This is a genomic window from Sphingorhabdus sp. EL138, from assembly GCF_900258045.1.
In the GTDB taxonomy this organism is placed as follows: domain Bacteria; phylum Pseudomonadota; class Alphaproteobacteria; order Sphingomonadales; family Sphingomonadaceae; genus Parasphingorhabdus.
The window spans coordinates 1222883-1243331 of record NZ_OGVD01000004.1; the positions used below are offsets into that span (position 1 = coordinate 1222883).

Below are 20449 nucleotides of genomic sequence, written 5' to 3' on the forward strand. Positions count from 1 at the left end.
GATCTATTCATCAGAAAATGGAGTTGTGTTGGCCACCGTCGATCACAATATTCTGACCGACGATAAATCTTGCCAGGGAACTGCACAGGAAAGCGGCCATCGGCGCGAGATCGTCGGCATCACCCATAAAGCCAGCGGGAATGTGATTATGTTCCTTGAAGTGCGCCCTTACGATTTCTGGTTTGCGTTCAAGACCGAAGGCATCGGCATAGGCACCCATAATTTCCGATGCGCCCTCAGTCGCAAACATGCCAGGCAGAAGATTGTTCATGATAACGCCATGCGGGGCAATTTCCCGTGAAACGCTTGCCGTGTAATTGAGTAAAGCGGACCGAGCCGGACCGGACATCAACCGCCAGATCATCGGGTTCTTGGCAGAGAAGGTAGCGATGTTGACGATCCTGCCCCAGCCTTTCTTCTTCATTACGGGGATATAATTTCGCATGATTTCGATCGGTCCGATCAAGGCTGTTTCCACTGAATCGCGCCACATTTCGGCCGATACATCCAAAAAATCTCCGTTAGGATCGGGCGGCTTTATCGTAATCGCAAGAATATCGGGATCAGGACAGGCAGCGAATAACGCCTCTCGACCAGCCTCGGTGGAGGAATCTGCTACAACTGGTGTTACTGGTACACTGTATTTCTCAGCGATCTGCTCTGCGGCGTTTTGTAATCGGGCTTCACCACGGGCGGAAATGACTAGCTCCGCTCCTGCCTCCGCAAGGCGTTCAGCAGTTGCCCTTCCCATACCCGCACTGCCGCCTGCCATAATAGCTTTTTTGCCTTTGATCTGAAGATCCATTTGTTAGTCCCCCTTTGTTGTTAGATATGGCTTGTTCGTTCTGTTGGTTACTTGGACGGACTGCGCCGCAGTCCCGCCTCATCGAGCCGCCAATGCAGCGTGTCGATCCGGTCCTGCCCAAAAAACGGTTCACCCTTGAAGACCATTGTCGGTACGCCCCAGTGACCGGACTGTTCTAGTAATTTATGGCTTTTCTCTATCTCGGCTTTGACATCATAATGTGTGAAGGCATTTTCCATCTTAGATAGGTTCAAGCCCGCGCGTTCAGCGGCGAGCTCCAAATGTTCACCCTTGTCCCAGTTTTTGGTTCCACCCCACAAAAGAGCAGCGACATGATATGCGAAATCTATACCCTTGCCTTGCCGTTCTGCCTCAACACCGAGCATCGACAATCGCCAGATATAAGGTTGGTTTTCGGGAACCTCGAACGTCTCCAGGTCCTGAACGACCGGGTCCGGCTTGGGCCAGACAAATGGCAATCCCAGAAACGCGGCTCGCCGCATGGAATCCATTACAATGTAGCGCGGCCGCTTTTTGTCAGCCGCATCGAACACCGCTGATTTGGCACGTAAAGCAATCGGTAGTACTGGACGAAGCGAGACGCTCACCGCATAATCCTCGCGCAGTCGCAATAAGTCTGGCGTCACCAGATAGGAATATGGGCTTCTGAACGACCAGAAAACATCAATGGTGTTGGCCATTTTTTACCTTTCAGTTCTTTTTGAGATTATCATTGGTCCAGTTCCGCTTTCATTTTGCGGGCAATCCGTTCTGCAATCATAACACAACCCAGATATGTGTTACCCGCCGGGATAGTGGGCATAACCGAAGCATCGACCACACGCAGCCGGGCAACACCTCGGACCCGACAATCGGCATCCAGCACCGTTCCCATCGGGCAGGTGCTGGTCATATGACCATAGCTGACAATCCCACGATCCAGCGCGACAGATACCGCTTCTTGTTTGGTAAGGTCATAGGGTATCAACGGTCGGCATCCAGACTGTCTGAAGGCTTCCGACGCCTCCCATTCTGCAATTTTTTGAAAAGCATGCCGCAACCGATTTATACCGCCGTCGGGTAGATTGGGAGCGATCACGACAGGGTCCATTTCTGCACTGTCACCTAGCCGCACCTTGCCATTTCCGGCAGAGCGCATCAGGAAAGCCGCCATCACAAAATTGGTGGAAGCCTCTGTCGGTGCGGGTGCTATTGGAAACAAATGATAGTCGACGTCCTTACCGTTGGACGCTCCAATATAGAGGGACTGCGCCGGTCCGGCGACACCACCACGCGGCCCTTCATGAGTATATGGCACAGATGGCCCCAGATGATCGGCCATTGTCTCACCAACTGGCAAATCAGCTTGAACAACTATATCATGATCAGCAAGGTGGGAAGCCGGACCAACGCCGGATCGCATGAGCAGAGCGGGAGACCATAGAGCGCCGACCGACACGACCACTTCATCGCCCTCAATCTGCTCGCCGCTCTCTAACGTAACACCTGTCGCTCTGCATTTCTCAATTTGCAGCGCAGCAACCTTGGCATTGGTTCGGATCTCAAGATTTTCCCGCTGCCTTACCCTATCAGTCAAATAGGCAAGGCTGGTCGACAATCGATTGGTGTCTTTATCAACGGTAGCCGGGAAAATACCGATGCCGGGCAATTGGTCAGGATCATTAATGTCTTGAACAATCGCATTACCGACTTCAGCCATGCCATCATAGAACGCAATTTGTGCATGGCTCATCTCATCGCGACGCCAGCGGCGGACCGTAAGAGGGCCTGAATCGCCGTGGATCGGACTGGACCCAAAATCCAGATCGCTTTCTGCAGCTATGAAAGTTTCTGCAACATCGTTCCAGCCCCACCCGTCCAGTCCGGACGCTGCCCAGCCGTCATAATCTTCCGGTAGTCCCCTCAAGGTGGCCAATCCATTGACCGCAGATGTCCCGCCCAATATCCGCCCCTGCAATATCGGAATGGCAGCGTTTTGCGTTTTCATGATGGTCGTCGCGATTGGAACGGCGCCCTGCCATGCATCAGCGGCCCGTGCTGGATTGAGAATTGCGGAATCATAGGTCGTATCATCAGGCCCCGCTTCTAACAGCGTCAGGTGGATGGCAGGGTTTTCACTGAGCCGTGCAGCAAGAACTGATCCAGCGGTGCCGCCACCGACAATGATAATATGTTTGAGATTTTGCTCCACTATCGTTGCTCGCCTCACCTTGTTCCTGCCTTAAGAATCACCAATTAGGTTGCATTACCTATTATTAGGTTATAAAACCTAATTTGACAAGTTTGTTGTCTCCGGGAAGGAAAACAGGAAAAATGAAAGCGCGTTCTCACACCGCGGACCGCATATTGGAGGCCAGTCGCAAAGCCTTCAACGAAAAGGGATATGCGGCAACGTCAGTCACCGAAATCGCGGCTTCCTTGGACATGTCCCAAGGGAATTTAACTTATCATTTTCCGGCGAAGCGCGACTTGGCGATAGCCCTGGAAGACGATGCAATATTGTCGATGAGAGAATATCGCTTAACCAAGAAAAACGGGTCATTGGCTGACAACTATATTGACCACTTACTATTCGGGATGCAGTTGACATGGCGCTACCGCTTCCTTCTGCGTGATCGAATACATTATGCCGGCGCACCCGTTGGTCAGCGACCGGATTCTGAGCTAACCGCAGATTATGAGGGGCTTGTCGATTTACTCAAGCGAATTGACGAAGAAGGACTCTTCTTGAGAGACAACGAACAGAACATTGATGTCCTGGCCCGGTCACTGTGGATTGTCAGCCGCTATTGGGTTGACTATCTGCGGGAACTCGAGGGGCTTGAACAGGTCAGTTGGACCGACCAGAAGCGCGGTATTCAACATCACCTCGCCGTGCTGTTTCCATATCTGAAAATCTCTGCACGACGTGAGTTCGAGGCAGCATTGGGCCAGCGGCAGATATAGAAAGCTCAACAGACTTCAACCATGTCGCTCTTTTAGACTTTCGGTGACAAATATTTGCCTGGATTTTCGGCCTTTCTAGGTGGCAGTGGAAGAAATCCCCGGAAACAGACAATGGATATTATCAACGAATCTTTCTAGAACAATACTTTAACCGAATGGATGAATGCCGTGCAAAGATATCATCTTGAATGCCTGCCCCATGAACTGATAGCGGGCTGCTTATGTATGATTTCTCTATCTCAGCAGATCAGTCCCCGGACATACTATATGACGACCTAGCGACAGCCGCACGGGCGCTGACAGATGGTGAATCCGACGCTATCGCAAATATGGCCAATGTCTCGGCGCTGATCTGGCAATATGTTCCGGATCTGAATTGGGCCGGCTTTTACCGTGTAATGGAGGACGAACTGGTGCTTGGTCCGTTTCAGGGCAAAAGTGCATGCATCCGGATTGCAATAGGCAAAGGCGTTTGCGGAACCGCCGCAGCAACCAATCAGGTTCAGCGGGTCGCTGATGTACACGCGTTTCCTGGTCACATAGCCTGTGATGCGGATAGCCGTAGTGAACTGGTGGTTCCTGTCAGCAAAGATGATAAGGTAATAGCGGTACTAGATTTGGACAGCCCCCTGCCCGATCGATTCACGGCAGCGGACGAGACAGGTATGAAAAATCTGATTGCAGCCATTGCTAACGGGCTTGGTTAACAGCGCCGTAACTATATTGCCCCATTTCGAGACAGTGTTCTAAATCTACCCTATTTTACAAGCTGCTAATGGTCAAACAACGCCTAAAATGGTAACTATGCGTTAACCATTACACGGTGGGACGTGCCAATCGTACGGTCCGAAACAGGGAGTTGTTAACCATGAAGACCCTTTTATTTGCTGGCTTGGCTGGTGCGATGGCGACGACGCCAGCAGCGGCATCCGCCGCTATCGACTCGGTGCCGGACAGCACCGCAGCGCAGGCACCAGTAGATATGTCTTTCGCCTCTGCCGCCGCCCTTGTCTCTGGTGCGCAGGGCGCCAAGAAGACAATGAACCGCATGGGCGGTAAACATATGCGGCATGCCATGCGCGGCGGGCGTCATTTTCGTGACGGTGCAAAAGTCCGCATGGGACGCATGGGATATCGCAAAGGGTACAAACGACCGCACCGTGGTTTCCGGCTGCCGAGAACCTTTATCAGGCCCAGCTTCTTCATCGCCAACTATGGTCATTATGGCCTTCACCGACCCTCTGCTGGCTATGGCTGGTCGCGCTATTATGATGATGCGGTTCTGACCGATCGCCGCGGGATAGTCTATGACAGCGTCAATAATCTCGATTGGGATCGTTACAACCAAGGTTATAATGACGGTTACCGCGCTGGCCAGGTAACCTATGATAAAAGCATCCTGATGAATGATGACCGGGTTATTGCAACGCCATCGGGTGCACATGGCGGATCGACAATCTATCAAGGTGACTGGGACGGCGCATATCGGGAAGATGGCAGTTACAAGGGCGATTGGCAGGGAACCTATCGCGATGCCGAAGGCAAGGTATATAAAGGCCAATATTCCGGTACATTCATTGGTGATGGCGATGTTTCGCAAACCGGTGCCACCTATGCTGATGGTCCGCACTGGAGCAACGAAGGGCCTGTCCGCGACGAGCCTAACTATCAAGAACGCCGCTACGAAGAGCGGGCTTATGACAGCCGGACCGAAGAGCTGGCCTATCTCGAGCGGTGCAAGAAAAGCAGCGGGATTGGCGGTGCGGTTGTCGGCGGTGCGATCGGCGCTTTGGCCGGAAATCGTATTGCGGGACGCGGGAACCGCTTGGGCGGCTCCCTAATTGGTGGCGGTGTTGGCGCTTTGGCCGGTGCTGCAATCGACCAGAGCACAGACCGGTGCCGCAAACTGCTCAAGAAATATGGTCAGGATTATCAAGAGCGTGGGCGATATTCTCGTGCTCCGGGAGTAGACTATCGTGCTCCTGAATACAGTGTCCCTGCTCCGCAGCCACAATATCGGGCACATAAACGTTACCACAGTGGATGGCAGGGCGGATATTACTATCCCGCCTATTACTATACGCATGCCCAACCAATGGTGACCACTGTGGTGATCGAATCTACGCCGGTTACGACAACGACCACAACAACCTACATCGATGAAGAAGTCATCTACACAAAAGCCAAACCGGCCAAGAAACGCTGGAAGGCCGCTCCAAAAAAAGTGTGGAAACCCAAACCGAAAAAATATGACCCTGGCCCCTTGAAAGGTTGCCAGCAGGCCCACTGCTGATATTGCAATGAACATCCACTAGATTGACGAAAGCCCGCTGATCAAAAATGATTGGCGGGCTTTTCCATTTATAAGCTAACGGTTTGCGGGGAATTTCTCTCGGTAAATCAAACAGTCTTCTTGGCATCTACTTCCCGATTAAATCGCCGCCATCCTTCGGGGCCAAGTTGCTCCAGCGGTTGAAAACGGACTTTATATTCCATCCGGCTCGATCCGTTGACCCAATAGCCAAGATAGACATAGGGCAGACCCGCTTTGCGTGCCCGCAAGATGTGATCCATTATAATGAAATTGCCGAGGCCGGCCCGGTCTGGATGATCGGCATCAAAAAAACTGTAAATCATCGACAAGCCATCGCCTTGTTGATCGGTCAGACAGGCACCAACCAGTCGCCCCTTCACGCCATTAACAGTTGGTTCGCGATATTCGATGACATAGCTTTTTACCGGCGACTGCTCAATCATATCGGAATAGTCCATCTCATCCATCTCGGTCATTCCGCCACCGGGATGTCGTTTAGAGAGATATTTTTGCAGTAAAGAAAATTGTTCCTCGGTCGCCCATGGCTCGCAAGCCTCGACGACCAGATCTTGATTGCGCCGCAATAATTTTCGTTGCGTGGCATTGGGTCGAAACTCATCGACCAATACCCTCACCGAAACGCAAGCTTTGCAGTCAAGGCAGCTTGGCCGGTATGCGACGTTTTGACTGCGACGAAATCCGATTCGTCCCAATGCATCATTGAGTTCGTCGGTATGAGGACCACTCAGCTCGGTGAAGACTTTCCGTTCGCTTTTGCCGGGCAAGTAAGGGCACGGGCTAGGATTTGTAACAAAAAATCGCGGAAAGCGAACAGGTGCAGTCACAGATGAGAGCCTTATCTTCTACGTTAAGAATCAGTAAACCCAATATGCCTTGTGCTGTCACTTATGAAAAGGCAATTTACCATGATGCAAGATCAACGGCCCAACTGCGTCTAATCCATCATCATTGGACAAAAAAAACGGGACGATAACGCCCCGCTTTTTTTGAATATCTTTTTAGGCCTCAGGGGCTTGTTGGCTCATCGTCATCGTCATCAGCAATGATGATAATGCCGGCGATTACAGCTGCAGCAGCCAAAACACCGATGATGATGCCAGTGCTACCTTCGAGCTTTTCAGCGTCGGAATCAGCGGTAGCGCCAATGCGTTCTGCAACTGGAGCAGTACTCTGAACAGCCTGAGCCATTGCAGGAGCGGTGATGAGGGATACAGCTGCTACGGAAGCGGCCAATTTTTTTAACTTCATTATTTACTCCAATCAGAATAATTTAGTTACCAAAGGACAAAGTCGAAGCCCCGATCCATCCGATATGCCAATAACGCTGCGCGACTCTTTATGGGGGTGCATCCGCTATCGTTCGTTTTTTTACGGCCAAGCCCCATCAAACGCAAGTATTAAAAGGCAATTTCAGTTAATATGACGCAAACATAGGTTATTTTACTGGTTGTATCGCCTCGTTTACAAAAACCGGTCGTCCCCCAACCCACGTTTGCTCAACCTTGATATTCCTGATCGCTTGCGGCGCAACCAACATAATGTCCTCCTGAATGATAAGGAAATCTGCGCGTTTTCCCTTCGTCAAACTGCCAATCCGGTCCTCGGCAAACGATGCATAGGCTGCGCCTATCGTATAAGCATACCATGCCTCCCCGCGCGTCAACCGCTCTCCCGGCAACCATCCACCAAAAGGTTGTCCATTTGCATCTTCGCGCGTCATTGCAGCCGCCAATCCGGGAAACGGATTGGACGATTCAACAGGAACATCGGTTCCAAAGGCCAATTTCGCGCCCGATTCGAGAATCGATTTCCAAGCATAAGCACCGTCCAGGCGGTCGGGTCCCAGTCGTGCCTCTGCCATTAACCGATCCGACGTCTGATGAACCGGTTGCATCGATGCAATTGTTCCGGTGCGAGCAATCCTTGGCAAGTCCATAGGATCAACAATCTGTGCGTGCTCGATCCGCCAGCGTCGGTCCCCTTTGAAAGTATATTGCAATTCTTCAACGGCAGATAAAATCTCTTCATTGGCCTGGTCGCCAATCGCGTGCACCGCTGTTTGAAAACGATCCATCGCCGCACGGCTCATCTTGTTTTTAAGTTGCGCAGGGGACAGTAGCGCCAATCCTTTCTCTCCCGGTTTGTCGGCATAGGGTTCCTTCAACAACGCACCACGTGATCCCAACGCTCCATCTATATAAAGCTTTACGCCCGCTAGTTTCAGATGATCATCATAAAGCCATGGCGACGGTCCCGGTCCGCCAATTGCAATCATATTTTCGATTTCACCGGCATAAGAGATGATCCGAACTTTCAGTTGCCCTTTGTCTCCTGCCCTTCGGAAACTCTGCCAATCGGACATAGTGGTCCCCATATCAGCAATCGCGGTTACTCCCTGGGAAAGCAGTATTTCTTGAGCCTTCATGAGAGCAAGGTCTTTTTCCACGGGGCGCGGCGCCGGAATGGATTTGCTGAACAGTCCCTGTGCTTTGTCCACGAAGATACCGGTTGGTTTACCGCCTGCTCTTTCGATTGCACCGCCCAAAGGCGCCTTGGTTGCGGAAGTGATACCTGCAGCTTTCATACCTGCGCTGTTGACCCAGGCAGCATGGCCGTCGACGCGCTCGAGATAAACTGGCCGGTCCGGAACAACAACGTCAAGCTCCGCAGCCGTTGGAAAACGTCCCAAACCCCAAACTTCCTGATTCCATCCACCACCGATAATCCACCGTCGATTAGGGTATTTGGCTGCATATGTGCGCAACGCCTCTTGTGCCTCAGCAAGAGTCTTTGTCTGCGAGAGGTCCAGTGTCAGAGCGGCGAAGCCCAATCCCATAACATGCCCATGAGCATCGACAAATCCGGGAATCAGGGTTTTACCTTTGCCGTCAAATTGGAAATCAACATCCTTGGGACGCTTGTCTTTCCGGTCGAGCAACTCCTTTACCCGACCATCGTCGTCGATAACCATCGCAGCAAACCGGACAACTTTCCCTTCTTCATTAAGCGTTATTCCATTGACGTTCTCGATCAAGCTGTCGGCCTGAACCGGAGTTCCGACAATCATAGCGGCAGCCCATAAGGCCGTGCACGCTTTCGCTACAGATGAAAAAATACGCATCACTATCCCCCGAAAATCAATCCCTAAAAACTACGCTCTGCTCTTGGCAATTCTTGAAACCAGCGAACTTGTGTCGTGCCGACCGCCGCCCGCCGCCTGAACTTCAGCATAAAACTGATCAACCAATGCAGCGACGGGCAAGGTCGATCCGTTGGTCCGTGCTTCTGCAAGTGCCAGTCCGAGATCCTTACGCATCCAGTCAACCGCAAAGCCAAAATCAAACTCGTCGTTGGCCATGGTGGCCCAGCGGTTATCCATTTGCCAGCTTTGCGCAGCTCCGCCCGAAATGGCATCATAAACCTTGTCCAGATCCAGTTTGCTCGCCTGAGCAAAACGCAGAGCCTCAGATAGGCCTTCCAAAACCCCGGCAATAGCGATCTGATTGCACATTTTTGTTGTTTGCCCCGCGCCCGGCCCACCCACATGAACAATGCGTGCTGCATAAACCGACATGATATTTTCCGCTGCGGCGAAGGCCTCTTTACTACCGCCGCACATGATGGACAATTTGCCGTTTTCGGCCCCTGCCTGTCCGCCGGAAACCGGTGCATCAACCACAAGTATGCTACGCCCTTGTGCCTCGACCGACAATTGTCGGGCAATCTGGGCAGAGACAGTGGTATGATCGATAAACAGACCACCGCCCTGCATTGCACCGAACGCGCCGTCACGGCCCATGGTAACCGCACTTAAATCATCGTCATTGCCAACACAGCAGATCACAATCTGGGCCTCTTTGGCCGCTTCGGCAGGGCTATGCGCAAAAGCTCCGCCATGTTCCGCAACCCATTTTTCCGCCTTCGATTGGGTACGATTATAGACTGTCAAGTCATGCCCGGCGCGAGCAAGGTGGGCCGCCATGGGGCCGCCCATCACGCCAATTCCGATAAATGCAATTTTTGCCATAATTTATTATCCTTACGGCTCGCATAATCATTGTTTCCCTGAAAGACCAGATGGGTTAGGGGCTTTGGCACTATGACCGATCAAGATACCAGTTCACTTCCGTCCTTTACCTATGCAGATGTCCGGGCGGCCCATGCCCGCATTCGTGACCGCGTCGTGCAGACGCCGACGTTAAAGAGTATCACTCTTTCCGAAATGACTGACGCGGAAGTCTTTCTGAAATTCGAGAATCTTCAGTTTACTGCCGCTTACAAGGAGCGCGGTGCTTTAAACGCCTTACTGCTGATGGATGAAGACAAACGCACTGCCGGTGTCATTGCCGCCTCGGCAGGTAACCATGCGCAGGGTCTGGCGTACAATGCCAAGAATCTCGATATTCCAGCTACCATCGTCATGCCTACGACCACCCCGATGGTCAAAGTGGAACAAACACGCGGCCATGGTGCGGAAATTGTCATGGCCGGCGGCAATTATGACGAAGCCTATTCGCACGCACTGGAGCTCGCTAAGGCACGCGGCCTGACTTACATCCACGCCTTTGATGACCCGCATGTGGCCGCTGGCCAGGGCACAGTGGCGATAGAGATGCTGGAGGCCGTTCCCGATCTTGACCGGTTGATCATTCCGATTGGCGGCGGCGGATTATTCTCCGGCATGGCGACGGCGGCTCATGCGATGAAACCGGATATCAAAATGACCGGTGTGCAGGCCGCGCTTTATCCTAGCATGTACGGCAAACTGAATGGCAAAGACGTAACCGCTGGTGGCGATACGCTGGCCGAGGGTATTGCCGTGCGCAATCCATCCGAATTTACCGCTGCGGTGATCAAGGAATATGTCGATGAAATCCTACTAGTTGGCGAAGCCCAACTGGAGGGTGCCGTCAGCTTGCTGCTCCAGATAGAAAAAACCGTTGTCGAGGGCGCTGGTGCAGCCGGCCTGGCGGCCCTACTGGGCAACAAGGGTAAATTTGCCGGTGAGAAAGTGGGGCTGGTATTGTGCGGCGGCAATATCGACACACGCTTACTCGCCAATGTTCTGCTCCGTGACTTGGCCCGCTCCGGCCGCCTCGCTCGTCTCCGTCTGCATCTGCGCGATCAGCCAGGCGCGCTCTATAATGTCGTGAAGCAATTTGCCGAGCATGAAGTCAACATCATCGAGGTTTATCACCAGCGCGTCTTTACCAACCTCCCTGCCAAGGGCCTAATCACCGATATCGAGTGTGAGGCCAAGGACAAGGAACAGCTGGACGCCTTGATCGTTGATCTCAACAAAGTTGGTTATGATGTACGACAAGTGGAACTCGCGGACTGATCACACCGCACCGCGATGCCTTAACTCATTTCTTCTTGTCGGCCTTGGCCGGATCATATTTGGCAAACCAGCCCATGATATTGTCCACCTTGGCGATCAGATTGCTGGGCCGACCGGCGATTAAATGCGGCGCGTCCGGAATTTTCACCAGCACGGTATCGACATTCTGGACTTTCAAAGCGGTGTAAAATTGTTCCGCCTCCCAAGCAGGGGTGCGCCAGTCCGCCTCGCCCACCATGAGCATCGTAGGCGTCTTCGCGTTGTTCACGATAGACAGAGGCGACCGCCGCCAATATTCTTCCGGCTGTTCCCAAGGTTGCGCACGGAACCAGTGACGGCTGACAAATCGCGAAATATCCGCCGCCAGCGCCATGGTGGTCCAGTTAATCACCGGCTTGATGGATGCAGCGGCGGCAAAACGGTCGGTTTTCCCAACGGCCCATGCTGTCAATATGCCGCCGCCCGAACCACCGGTTATGAACAGACGGTCTTTGCTGACATAGTTTTTGGCAACCAAGGCATCGACAACGGACATCAGGTCATCATGATCTTTCCCTGGATAGTCGAGGTCAATAAGCTGCGCGAACGCTTCACCATAGCCGGTCGAACCTCGCGGATTGACATAAACCGTCACATAGCCTTCCGCCGCAAAGCGCTGAATTTCAGCGGCAAAAAACGGACCGTACATGGCATACGGCCCGCCATGGATTTCAAGGATCATGGGATAGGATCCGTCCGCCTTGAACCCGGGAGGAAGTGCAACCCAGGCCTGAATATCCCGGCCGTCATGCGTGGATCTGGTGATGATTTCTTCCACTTTGGCCAGTTTAAGATGACCCAGCGCATCATCGTTGAGATTGGTCAGAACCCGGCCGGCTTTCCCGCCGCGTGAAAGCGCCACTTCCGCCGGACGATTGGTGCTGGCCTTGGTGTAGGCAATGATGGGCGAACTTCCACCGGCCTTTTTCGCCACTGAAAAACTGCCCGAAGCATAGGGGCGACCAATAGCGGTACCACCAACATCACGCACAAGGGTTTTAACATTCCCAGACAGATCAATCGACAAGAGGGTCAGTAAGCCGTCTACTTCTGCCTGAGCAATCAGAGCCTTTCCGTCCGCACGCCAGTGCACGGAATCTATGGAGCGATCAAAACTCGCTGTCAGGTTGCGCGAACCCGTACCATCTGTGCCCATCACGTAGAGTTCGGTATGTTGATAGGATTTCAGCTTATCATCATAGCCCAAATAGGCGATTTGTGATCCTTTGGGCGAGACCTTCGGCCCAAAATCAGGACCATCGCGCTGTGTCATAGCGATCATGGAAAGATCCGACAGATTCACCCGATAAATTTCACTTTCAATCGGGTCGAGATAGGCGTCTTCAACATCATTGCCGGTGACCAGAAGCGCGCCATTGCCAAGCCACTCAGGCGAGTTGAAGCCATTTTCGCCTTTGGTCACCTGCCGCGGTGTACCGCCCTCAGCACTCAATATAAAGACATGGCTTTTTCCTTTGGGAAGATAACCGGCGCCGTCAAAGCGGAAGACCAGATCATCGAACACCCTAACTGGCTTTGCCCATTCAGAGTCCTTCGGTCCCTTGGGCGGTTTGGTAAAGGACGCTGGCTTGTCCGGGACAAACATGGAAAAGGCAATTGACTTGCCATCGGGAGACCAGGTTGGTGCAGAGGGGTTTACCCCCAACTGCGCAAGTGAAAAGCTCTCACCGCTGTCCATGTAGCGGACCCGCAAGTCGGGTTTCCCATCTGTTGTGGTGAGATAGACCAACCGATCCCCGTCAGGTGACCAGCGTACCGAGGAACTGGACCCCTCCCCTGACACCAGAGGTCTGTGCTCCCCATTTTGCGTGGTGATTGCCCACAGATCACCGATGACACGGTCGCTGCGTTTATCCATCGATTTGCGAGCATAAACGATAGTTTTGCCGTCCGGAGATATCTGCGGATCATCGGCATATTCCAGGTCAAAAACACGCTCGGATGTAAATTTGCTCGCGTCATCGGGCGTTTCTGCCTGCCCTGCGCTAGTGATGGAAAGAAGCGAGCAGGCGGCGAGCAAATAGCGTGTTTTCATTACAATTCCCTTCGTTTCGTCCAACCTATGGGCGTCACGTGCGCTTTGCCAGCAGGAATTTACATAATTTGAGATTGAAAATCGATGACCCTGTTAAACCCGCGCTGTGACCCCGGCATCACGCATCCCGCGCCAGACTTGCGCGGCTTGCACTGTTTCCGGCACATCATGGACACGCACGATCTGTGCCCCTTGCTGGATGGCATGGTGGGCAAAGGCGATGGAGCCGCCCAGGCGTTGGTCTACCGGCGCTTCCTTCGACAGCGCGCCGATCATGCGTTTGCGGCTCGCACCGATGAGCAGCGGCTGTCCAAGTGCATGGAATAACGCGATATTGTTCATCAGCGCCAAATTATCAGACAGCGATTTCCCAAATCCCAAACCCGGATCAACGATGATCTTTTCCCGCTCAAAACCGGCTTCCACAACATCGCCGATACGCTGCTCCAGCCAATCGAACGTGTCGGTCACAACGTTGCCGTAACCCTGACCTTTATGAGGGTTCTTGCCACTAGATGGTGCATGCATCAACACGACCGGCCTGCCGGAGACGCCCGCAACTTCGAGTGAGCGCTTGTCATGCAGCAAAGCAGAGACATCATTGATAATGTGCGCGCCCGCTGTAATCGCTGCTTCCATCACTGCGGCCTTGCGGGTGTCGATCGACAGCGCAGCTCCACATTGTGCGAGTTTTTCGATTACCGGCACAACACGTTTGATCTCGTCGCCTTCCCAAACGGTTTCTGCGCCAGGCCGCGTTGACTCTCCACCAATATCGATAATCGAAGCCCCTGCCGTCGCCATATTGAAACCTGCATCGGCAGCGTTTTGCGGGTCGCCCTCATGTTTGCCGCCATCGGAAAAGCTGTCCGGCGTCATGTTGAGGATGCCCATCACATGGGGTTGATCAAAACGCAGCACGCGCTCGCCACATTGCAGCGGTGCATGGGCCTTGGTCAGATTGGCAAACAATGCGGCAGCCCGCTCTTGCACGGGCTCAGGCAATCGCGATGCAATCTTGTCCCACAATTCCACCGGCACCAGATTTCGGATCGCTGGCTTGCCATTCTCAATTATAGAATATTCAACTTGAGAAAACCATAACAAGCTATTGTTTAAGCGTGTATTCTGGTTATCAAAATATTGTGGGCTGTCGAGAAATCCGACAGGCTTCAGATAGAGTTTTGCATCCGGACCGACAGCATCCACCATGATAGTCTTCCTATGGTTCCGTGGCCAGCAAATAGGTCTGGCGTAAGGCGTCAACCGGTTTCAGCTCTTTTCCATCATCATAATACCAATAGGTCCAGCCATTGCAGCTCGGTGCATCCTGTACCGTTGCGCCAATCTTATGGATCGAGCCTTCGTGGCCGTTCCAGAGCAGCGAGCCATCAGCACGAACCTTGGCTTTGAATTTGCGGTTCTTGCTGCATAATTCCGTGCCCGGTTTCAGATAACCGGTTTCAACCAATGTGCCAAAAGCAACCCGCGGTTTTGCTTTGGGCGATTGCATGGTCTTTAGTTCGCTTTCATCCAGTGGCAGGGCCGCTTCGATGCGTTCTTCTGCCACTTCGCAGTAATTGTCTTCTTTCTCACAGCCGATCCAGTGACGACCCAGTCGTTTCGCCACCGCGCCAGTTGTACCAGTGCCAAAAAACGGATCGAGCACGACGTCGCCCTTGTTGGTCGTCGCCAGCATCACCCGGTACAGCAACGCCTCTGGTTTCTGGGTGGGATGCGCTTTTACGCCATTGCGTTTCAGCCGTTCCTGGCCGCCACAAATCGGCATGACCCAGTCGCTGCGCATTTGCAGCTCGTCATTCAGATTCTTCATCGCGCGATAGTTGAACGTATATTTCGCCTTCTCGCTTTTCGACGCCCAGATCAGCGTTTCGTGGGCATTCGTGAAGCGTGTACCCTTGAAATTCGGCATCGGGTTCGCTTTGCGCCAGATGATATCGTTGAGGATCCAATAGCCGAGATCCTGCAACGACGCTCCGACCCGGAAGATGTTATGATAGCTGCCAATCACCCATAGCGAACCATTGGGCTTCAATATGCGCCGCGCTTCTTTCAGCCATGCCTTTGTAAAAGCGTCATAAACGGCAAAACTGTCAAACTGGTCCCAGGCATCGTCGACCGCGTCGACCTGCCCGCCTTCGGGCCGATAGAGATCGCCGCCCAGCTGCAGATTATAGGGCGGGTCAGCAAAGACCATATCGACGGATTCATCGGGCAAGGATTTCATCGCCTCAACACAATCCATCTTCAAAATCTGGTTCAGAGGCAGATCAACCGCAGGCTTTTTCGTGCCCTTGGTTCTTGCCTTTGCTTTTGCTTTGGGCGTGTCGATACGCTCAATGATACCCATGAAATTTTCGCCTTTTTGACTGAAGTGACGCTTAGGGTGAGTCCTCAACGGCCAGCGGTCAAGGCCGTTAACTTAGGTTAAAGGCGTGTCTTTATGGTTAACAGAAAATTGAAAAGGAGAACGAAACGAGTCCCCCACCAGATATGGAGTCTTTACACGGCTGGCGGACTCAATCCCTAGTGGTGTGTCCCAAAGGACTCGCTTGTCGACCCAAATTGGACAAAATAAAATTTTCGTATTTCCCAAAGACTAACCGCAAATTTTGATTGCGCATTGGTTAACCTGTTTGCCGAATTTCGCAGAATATGGTTATGTCACCCAACAATTCAGCGGATGCTGGCATTTGATCGTACGGGGCGCGTAATGACAATCGATACCAATGTTAAAAATATTACCGATACTGGCAAAGCGCAGGCTGAAAAAAATCTCTTCAAAGCAGATTCCAACGATACAGAGCAAGGGCTGCTACAACCTGAAAAAGAAGCCGTAACCGTCCCGTTTGGTGCCAAATATGGCGGCCGCGCAGCGAGAGCTAAACTGCGGGAACATGCCATATTGTCGACGACCAAGATCGGCGGCTCCATAGCCGCAATCTATTGGATGTTCGCTTATGGATCCGGCTGGGTCGAATGGTCCGCCTTTCTCGTCGGCTATTTCCTTTCCATGGTCGGTTGTATCATCGGTTATCACCGCTATTTCTCACACCGGACGTTCGAAACGTCCAAAGCGATGGGTATATTTATCGCGATATTGACCCAGTCAGCCGCACAAGGTTCTGCGCTGCACTGGGCAGCCAATCACCGCCGCCATCACGCAATGACCGACAAGGTCGGCGACGCTCATAGCCCGCATTTTGATGGTTATGGCAAGCCGCTCAAAGGCTTCGCCAAATTCCATCACAGCCATGTCGGCTGGCTGTTTGACCGGACAACGACCGACCTCAGCATCTATGGCAAAGGTCTGGTCGATGACGAAATCGTCATGTTCGCCCACCGCACACGCTGGTTCTGGTATTTTGTCTCCGCGATTGTTTTCCCGGCGCTCTGGGCTCTGGCCTTTGCGGGGCCCGAAGCGATTATCGGAACGATTTTAATCGCCGGTTTCCTAAGGATTTTTGCCGTGCTTACCGTGTTGCAGAGCGTCAACAGCATCTGCCATTTATTTGGTTCCCAAAGGTTCAAAGGCCACGATACGGCCAGGAATAACCTGATGATCAATATCCTCACCATGGGTGACGGCTGGCACAATAACCATCATCAACATCCCCGTTCGGCCACATCCGGTGTCGTCTGGTGGGAATTTGATCCTTGCGCCAACATCATCCGACTGTGGGAAAAAATGGGTCTGGTATGGAACGTCAAATGGGCGCCGCGTTATATCAAGGATGAAAATGGCGAATGGGTCCCGGAAAAACCCAAGGCGAGCGCAAAGCAGGCCGCCTGAAGCCCAACCACCTACAGCAAAGAAAACTGCGCTACTGGTGCAAAGCTCTTTCGATGGAGGGGCGTTGGTCCATGTTTCCTGAGCGCTGCCATATGTTCAGCCGTGCCATAGCCCTTATTCCGCTCCCAGCCATATTCAGGATATTTTGCAGCCGCTGCAATCATCATGCGATCTCGATACTCTTTAGCGAGAATTGAGGCGGCCGAGATGCAGGCATGAATGGCATCACCACCAACCACCGCTTCGGCTTCATGATCCCATTCTGGCAGGCGATTACCATCAACCAGGATGTGATCGGGTTTCTGCGATAATCCATCAGCCGCTCGTGTCATTGCGGTCATAGTTGCCTGCAAAATATTGATAGAATCAATCTCAGATTCATCACATAATGCTATGCTATATATAGTTTTTTCTAGTATTTCTTGTTCAAGCTTCGCACGCCGTTTCGCCGTCAGTTTCTTACTATCATCCAGCCCGCTTATACCATGGCCATCCGGCAATATGACCGCCGCTGCAACCACCGGTCCGGCCAGCGGCCCCCTGCCCGCTTCATCAATACCGGCCGTCAAAGTGATGGTCATGCCTTCGGCACACCCATGGGGCCATGACCGGCGCCAAAGCCTGGCGCGACCTCAAGGCTCGCTCTGACATAGTTACGCGCTTTGCCAATCGCAGCAGCCAGTTCGTTTCCTTGTGCCAGATAGGTCGCGATCGCCGAGGATAAGGTACAGCCTGTTCCGTGGTTGTGGCGTGTATCGATCCGGCGGCCTTCCCAGCGTTCTATCTCACTATCTGCGCAGACCAGCTTATCGACCAAAATCTCGTCCTGCCCGTGACCACCCTTGATTAGAAACGGCACCTGATAACCAAGGATAGCACCCTCCCCACCCAAACGTTCCATTTCGTCCAGGTTAGGCGTAACAAGGCTGCTCAACGGAATGATCTTTTCAAACGCTGCAATCGTGCGTTCATCCGCCAGTGTCGCGCCGCTGGTGGCTGCCATGACCGGGTCAAGAATAACCGGCTTGTTCCGCACGGATTTTAGAAACCCTGCAACCGCAAGAGCTATTTCCGGAGATCCCAACATGCCGATCTTGATCGCATCAGCATCAAAATCATCCATTACCGCCCAAATCTGGGCCAGCACCATATCTGGCGTCATCAACTCAACAGCAGTCACACCTGCGCTATTTTGAGCGGTAACAGCCGTGATCGCGGTCATTGCATGGCCACCAAGATTGGTAATCGTCCGGATATCAGCCTGTATCCCTGCGCCGCCGCCGCTGTCCGAACCTGCGATGGACAGGACCCGCGGGCAATCCGCCTTCATATCGCGAAAAATAGCAAGATAACTGCTGCAAACAGCAGAAAATCAACAATTCCGATGCTGATAATGATGGTTTGCCGATTTTCCTGAGACCAGTCGGGCGCAATGATGAACAAGCCCAGACCAATCGCAATCGGTACGAACAACAACATGACAATGATCGCCAGAAATATCATGAAAAACCCCGATCAGCTTTTATATTTCCGCTCGGTAGATGCCGGAAATTTCTCTAAAAGAGCCATAGACCGCGTGGGCCTCGGCAGCAAGATGCCACCACAATTTGGGCATGTGCCTTTGTGCATGGCCGTATTGCAATCATCACAAAAGGTGCATTCGAACGAACAGATATGCGCACCGCTCTCGCTGGCCGCCAAGTCCTTGCCGCAGCTTTCACAGTCGGGGCGCATCTCCAGCATTAAGCCGCAACCTCCGCTACTACATTGCAGATGCGATCGACGACCTTATTAACCTGATCACTATTATCGCCCTCTGCCATGACCCGGATCAGGGGTTCCGTTCCGGAAGCACGAATCACCAGCCGCCCTGTTCCGTTCAGCTCTTTCTCTGCTTCAGCAATGACCGATTTAACACTGTCATCATCAAGCGGTGCACCGCCGGAATATCGAACATTCTTCAGAAGTTGCGGAACCGGGTCGAACAAATGCAAAAGCTCACTCGCGGGCTTTCCGCTTTCCACCAGTTCGCGCAAAACCTGCAAGGCGGCGATAGTCCCGTCACCAGTTGTGCCATGGTCCAGCATGATCATGTGGCCGGATTGTTCGCCACCGACATTGAAACCGCCCTTTTTCATCTCTTCCAGCACATAGCGATCACCCACCTTGGAACGCACAAGGGTCAGGTCTTGCGACGTTAAGAACCGCTCCAGCCCGAGATTGGACATGACTGTAGCGACAATCCCATTTCCGCGCAGCAAACCATTGCGGCTCCAGCTGGACCCGATCAGGGCCATCAACTGATCCCCGTCAACAATCTGGCCTTTCTCATCCACTACGATCAACCGGTCGGCGTCACCGTCAAGCGCTATGCCGATATGTGCGCCGCTGGCGACAACACTTTCCTGCAAGGTAGCGACATCGGTGGAACCACACTTATGATTGATATTCTTGCCATTGGGTTCGACACCGATGGTGATAACTTCGGCGCCCAATTCCCAAAAAGCCGAAGGCGCTACCTGATAGGCAGCTCCATTCGCACAATCGACCACCATCTTCAATCCATCCAGCCGGATATGATCGGGCAGCGACATTTTTATCGCGTGAATATAGCGGCCACGTGCATCTTCAAAGCGTTTCGCGCGGCCAATATCCTCGGCAGGGGCCAGCTTGGCGTCCTCCGAGAGATAGCCTTCGATCTTCAGTTCGTCCTCGTCAGACAGTTTGAAACCATCGGGACCAAACAGTTTGATGCCATTGTCATAATAGGGATTGTGGCTGGCTGAAATCATCACCCCCAGGTCAGCCCGCATCGAACGTGTTAGCAAGGCAACCGCCGGTGTCGGCATTGGACCAACCTGCACAACATCCATGCCCACGCTGGTAAAACCCGCGACCAAAGCGTTTTCCATCATATAGCCGGAAAGCCTGGTATCCTTGCCGATCACAACCCGGTGACGATGATCACCGCGGAGGAAATGCCGACCCGCTGCCTGCCCTACCTTCATGGCAATTTCGGCGGTCATCGGACTTTGGTTGGTCAGTCCGCGGATACCGTCCGTCCCAAAAAACTTCTTTGTCATAACAGACTG

General features: G+C 52.8%; 20 protein-coding genes. 5 read left to right on the top strand and 15 right to left on the bottom strand.

Going from position 1 to position 20449, the window contains the following annotated elements:
- Positions 1 to 10 precede the first annotated feature (10 nt).
- The 3 genes from DK507_RS15850 to DK507_RS15860 are packed head-to-tail and all read right to left on the bottom strand — an operon-like array spanning position 11 to position 3035.
- Positions 11 to 805 (bottom strand): SDR family oxidoreductase, encoded by a 795-nt coding sequence (locus DK507_RS15850; RefSeq protein ID WP_109357264.1) that lies wholly within the window; start codon positions 803 to 805, stop codon positions 11 to 13.
- 47 nt (positions 806 to 852) lie between these two features.
- Positions 853 to 1506, bottom strand: a complete 654-nt coding sequence (locus DK507_RS15855; protein ID WP_109357265.1) for a 2-hydroxychromene-2-carboxylate isomerase — start codon at positions 1504 to 1506, stop codon at positions 853 to 855.
- A 29-nt stretch (positions 1507 to 1535) separates the two neighbouring features.
- The gene (locus tag DK507_RS15860; RefSeq protein ID WP_109357266.1) at positions 1536 to 3035 is read right to left on the bottom strand and encodes a GMC family oxidoreductase; all 1500 of its coding nucleotides are present in this window, start codon (positions 3033 to 3035) and stop codon (positions 1536 to 1538) included.
- Positions 3036 to 3139: 104 nt separating this feature from the next.
- Between DK507_RS15860 and DK507_RS15865 the strand changes: the two genes are divergently transcribed.
- From DK507_RS15865 to DK507_RS18120, 3 genes are all read left to right on the top strand, one after another.
- Positions 3140 to 3772 (top strand): TetR/AcrR family transcriptional regulator, encoded by a 633-nt coding sequence (locus tag DK507_RS15865; RefSeq protein WP_109357267.1) that lies wholly within the window; start codon positions 3140 to 3142, stop codon positions 3770 to 3772.
- Between the two features lie 221 nt (positions 3773 to 3993).
- The gene (locus DK507_RS15870; RefSeq protein ID WP_109357268.1) at positions 3994 to 4479 is read left to right on the top strand and encodes a GAF domain-containing protein; all 486 of its coding nucleotides are present in this window, start codon (positions 3994 to 3996) and stop codon (positions 4477 to 4479) included.
- 161 nt (positions 4480 to 4640) lie between these two features.
- Positions 4641 to 6065: an RcnB family protein gene (locus DK507_RS18120; protein ID WP_254054418.1), complete on the top strand. Its 1425-nt coding sequence runs from the start codon at positions 4641 to 4643 to the stop codon at positions 6063 to 6065.
- 107 nt (positions 6066 to 6172) lie between these two features.
- Here the strand turns inward: DK507_RS18120 and DK507_RS15880 are convergent, their stop codons facing one another.
- From DK507_RS15880 to DK507_RS15895, 4 genes are all read right to left on the bottom strand, one after another.
- Positions 6173 to 6931, bottom strand: a complete 759-nt coding sequence (locus tag DK507_RS15880) for an arginyltransferase (protein WP_109357269.1) — start codon at positions 6929 to 6931, stop codon at positions 6173 to 6175.
- A gap of 181 nt (positions 6932 to 7112) precedes the next feature.
- Positions 7113 to 7355: a hypothetical protein gene (locus DK507_RS15885; protein WP_109357270.1), complete on the bottom strand. Its 243-nt coding sequence runs from the start codon at positions 7353 to 7355 to the stop codon at positions 7113 to 7115.
- Between the two features lie 187 nt (positions 7356 to 7542).
- Positions 7543 to 9228 (bottom strand): amidohydrolase, encoded by a 1686-nt coding sequence (locus tag DK507_RS15890; protein ID WP_109357271.1) that lies wholly within the window; start codon positions 9226 to 9228, stop codon positions 7543 to 7545.
- Positions 9229 to 9258: 30 nt separating this feature from the next.
- Complete coding sequence (locus tag DK507_RS15895) at positions 9259 to 10134, bottom strand: NAD(P)-dependent oxidoreductase (RefSeq protein ID WP_109357272.1); 876 nt, start codon at positions 10132 to 10134, stop codon at positions 9259 to 9261.
- A 72-nt stretch (positions 10135 to 10206) separates the two neighbouring features.
- Between DK507_RS15895 and DK507_RS15900 the strand changes: the two genes are divergently transcribed.
- Entirely contained in the window at positions 10207 to 11448 is a 1242-nt protein-coding gene (locus DK507_RS15900) for a threonine ammonia-lyase (protein ID WP_109357273.1), read from the top strand.
- Positions 11449 to 11473: 25 nt separating this feature from the next.
- Here the strand turns inward: DK507_RS15900 and DK507_RS15905 are convergent, their stop codons facing one another.
- The 3 genes from DK507_RS15905 to DK507_RS15915 form a co-directional block, all read right to left on the bottom strand.
- The gene (locus DK507_RS15905; protein WP_109357274.1) at positions 11474 to 13543 is read right to left on the bottom strand and encodes a S9 family peptidase; all 2070 of its coding nucleotides are present in this window, start codon (positions 13541 to 13543) and stop codon (positions 11474 to 11476) included.
- Between the two features lie 93 nt (positions 13544 to 13636).
- Entirely contained in the window at positions 13637 to 14755 is a 1119-nt protein-coding gene (folP, locus tag DK507_RS15910; protein WP_109357275.1) for a dihydropteroate synthase, read from the bottom strand.
- A 10-nt stretch (positions 14756 to 14765) separates the two neighbouring features.
- Entirely contained in the window at positions 14766 to 15914 is a 1149-nt protein-coding gene (locus DK507_RS15915) for a site-specific DNA-methyltransferase (protein WP_109357276.1), read from the bottom strand.
- Positions 15915 to 16277: 363 nt separating this feature from the next.
- On the opposite strand from DK507_RS15915, the gene DK507_RS15920 reads away from it, so the two are divergent.
- The gene (locus DK507_RS15920; RefSeq protein WP_162559085.1) at positions 16278 to 17357 is read left to right on the top strand and encodes an acyl-CoA desaturase; all 1080 of its coding nucleotides are present in this window, start codon (positions 16278 to 16280) and stop codon (positions 17355 to 17357) included.
- An 11-nt stretch (positions 17358 to 17368) separates the two neighbouring features.
- On the opposite strand, the gene DK507_RS15925 is transcribed toward DK507_RS15920, so the two are convergent.
- Genes DK507_RS15925 through glmM form a run of 5 tightly spaced genes read right to left on the bottom strand, consistent with a single transcriptional unit; the run spans position 17369 to position 20440 of the window.
- Positions 17369 to 17938 carry a ribonuclease HII gene (locus DK507_RS15925; protein WP_109357278.1) on the bottom strand — a complete coding sequence of 190 codons (570 nt, stop codon included), beginning with the start codon at positions 17936 to 17938 and terminating at the stop codon, positions 17369 to 17371.
- Positions 17935 to 18687 carry a bifunctional hydroxymethylpyrimidine kinase/phosphomethylpyrimidine kinase gene (gene thiD / locus DK507_RS15930; protein WP_109357279.1) on the bottom strand — a complete coding sequence of 251 codons (753 nt, stop codon included), beginning with the start codon at positions 18685 to 18687 and terminating at the stop codon, positions 17935 to 17937. The genes DK507_RS15925 and thiD overlap by 4 nt, the downstream gene beginning before the upstream one ends.
- Positions 18684 to 18860, bottom strand: coding sequence for a hypothetical protein (locus tag DK507_RS17890; protein ID WP_162559086.1), 177 nt, complete (start codon positions 18858 to 18860; stop codon positions 18684 to 18686). The genes thiD and DK507_RS17890 overlap by 4 nt, the downstream gene beginning before the upstream one ends.
- A gap of 12 nt (positions 18861 to 18872) precedes the next feature.
- Positions 18873 to 19100 carry a DUF1272 domain-containing protein gene (locus DK507_RS15935; protein ID WP_109357280.1) on the bottom strand — a complete coding sequence of 76 codons (228 nt, stop codon included), beginning with the start codon at positions 19098 to 19100 and terminating at the stop codon, positions 18873 to 18875.
- Positions 19100 to 20440 (bottom strand): phosphoglucosamine mutase, encoded by a 1341-nt coding sequence (gene glmM / locus DK507_RS15940; protein WP_109357281.1) that lies wholly within the window; start codon positions 20438 to 20440, stop codon positions 19100 to 19102. The genes DK507_RS15935 and glmM overlap by 1 nt, the downstream gene beginning before the upstream one ends.
- Positions 20441 to 20449 lie beyond the last annotated feature (9 nt).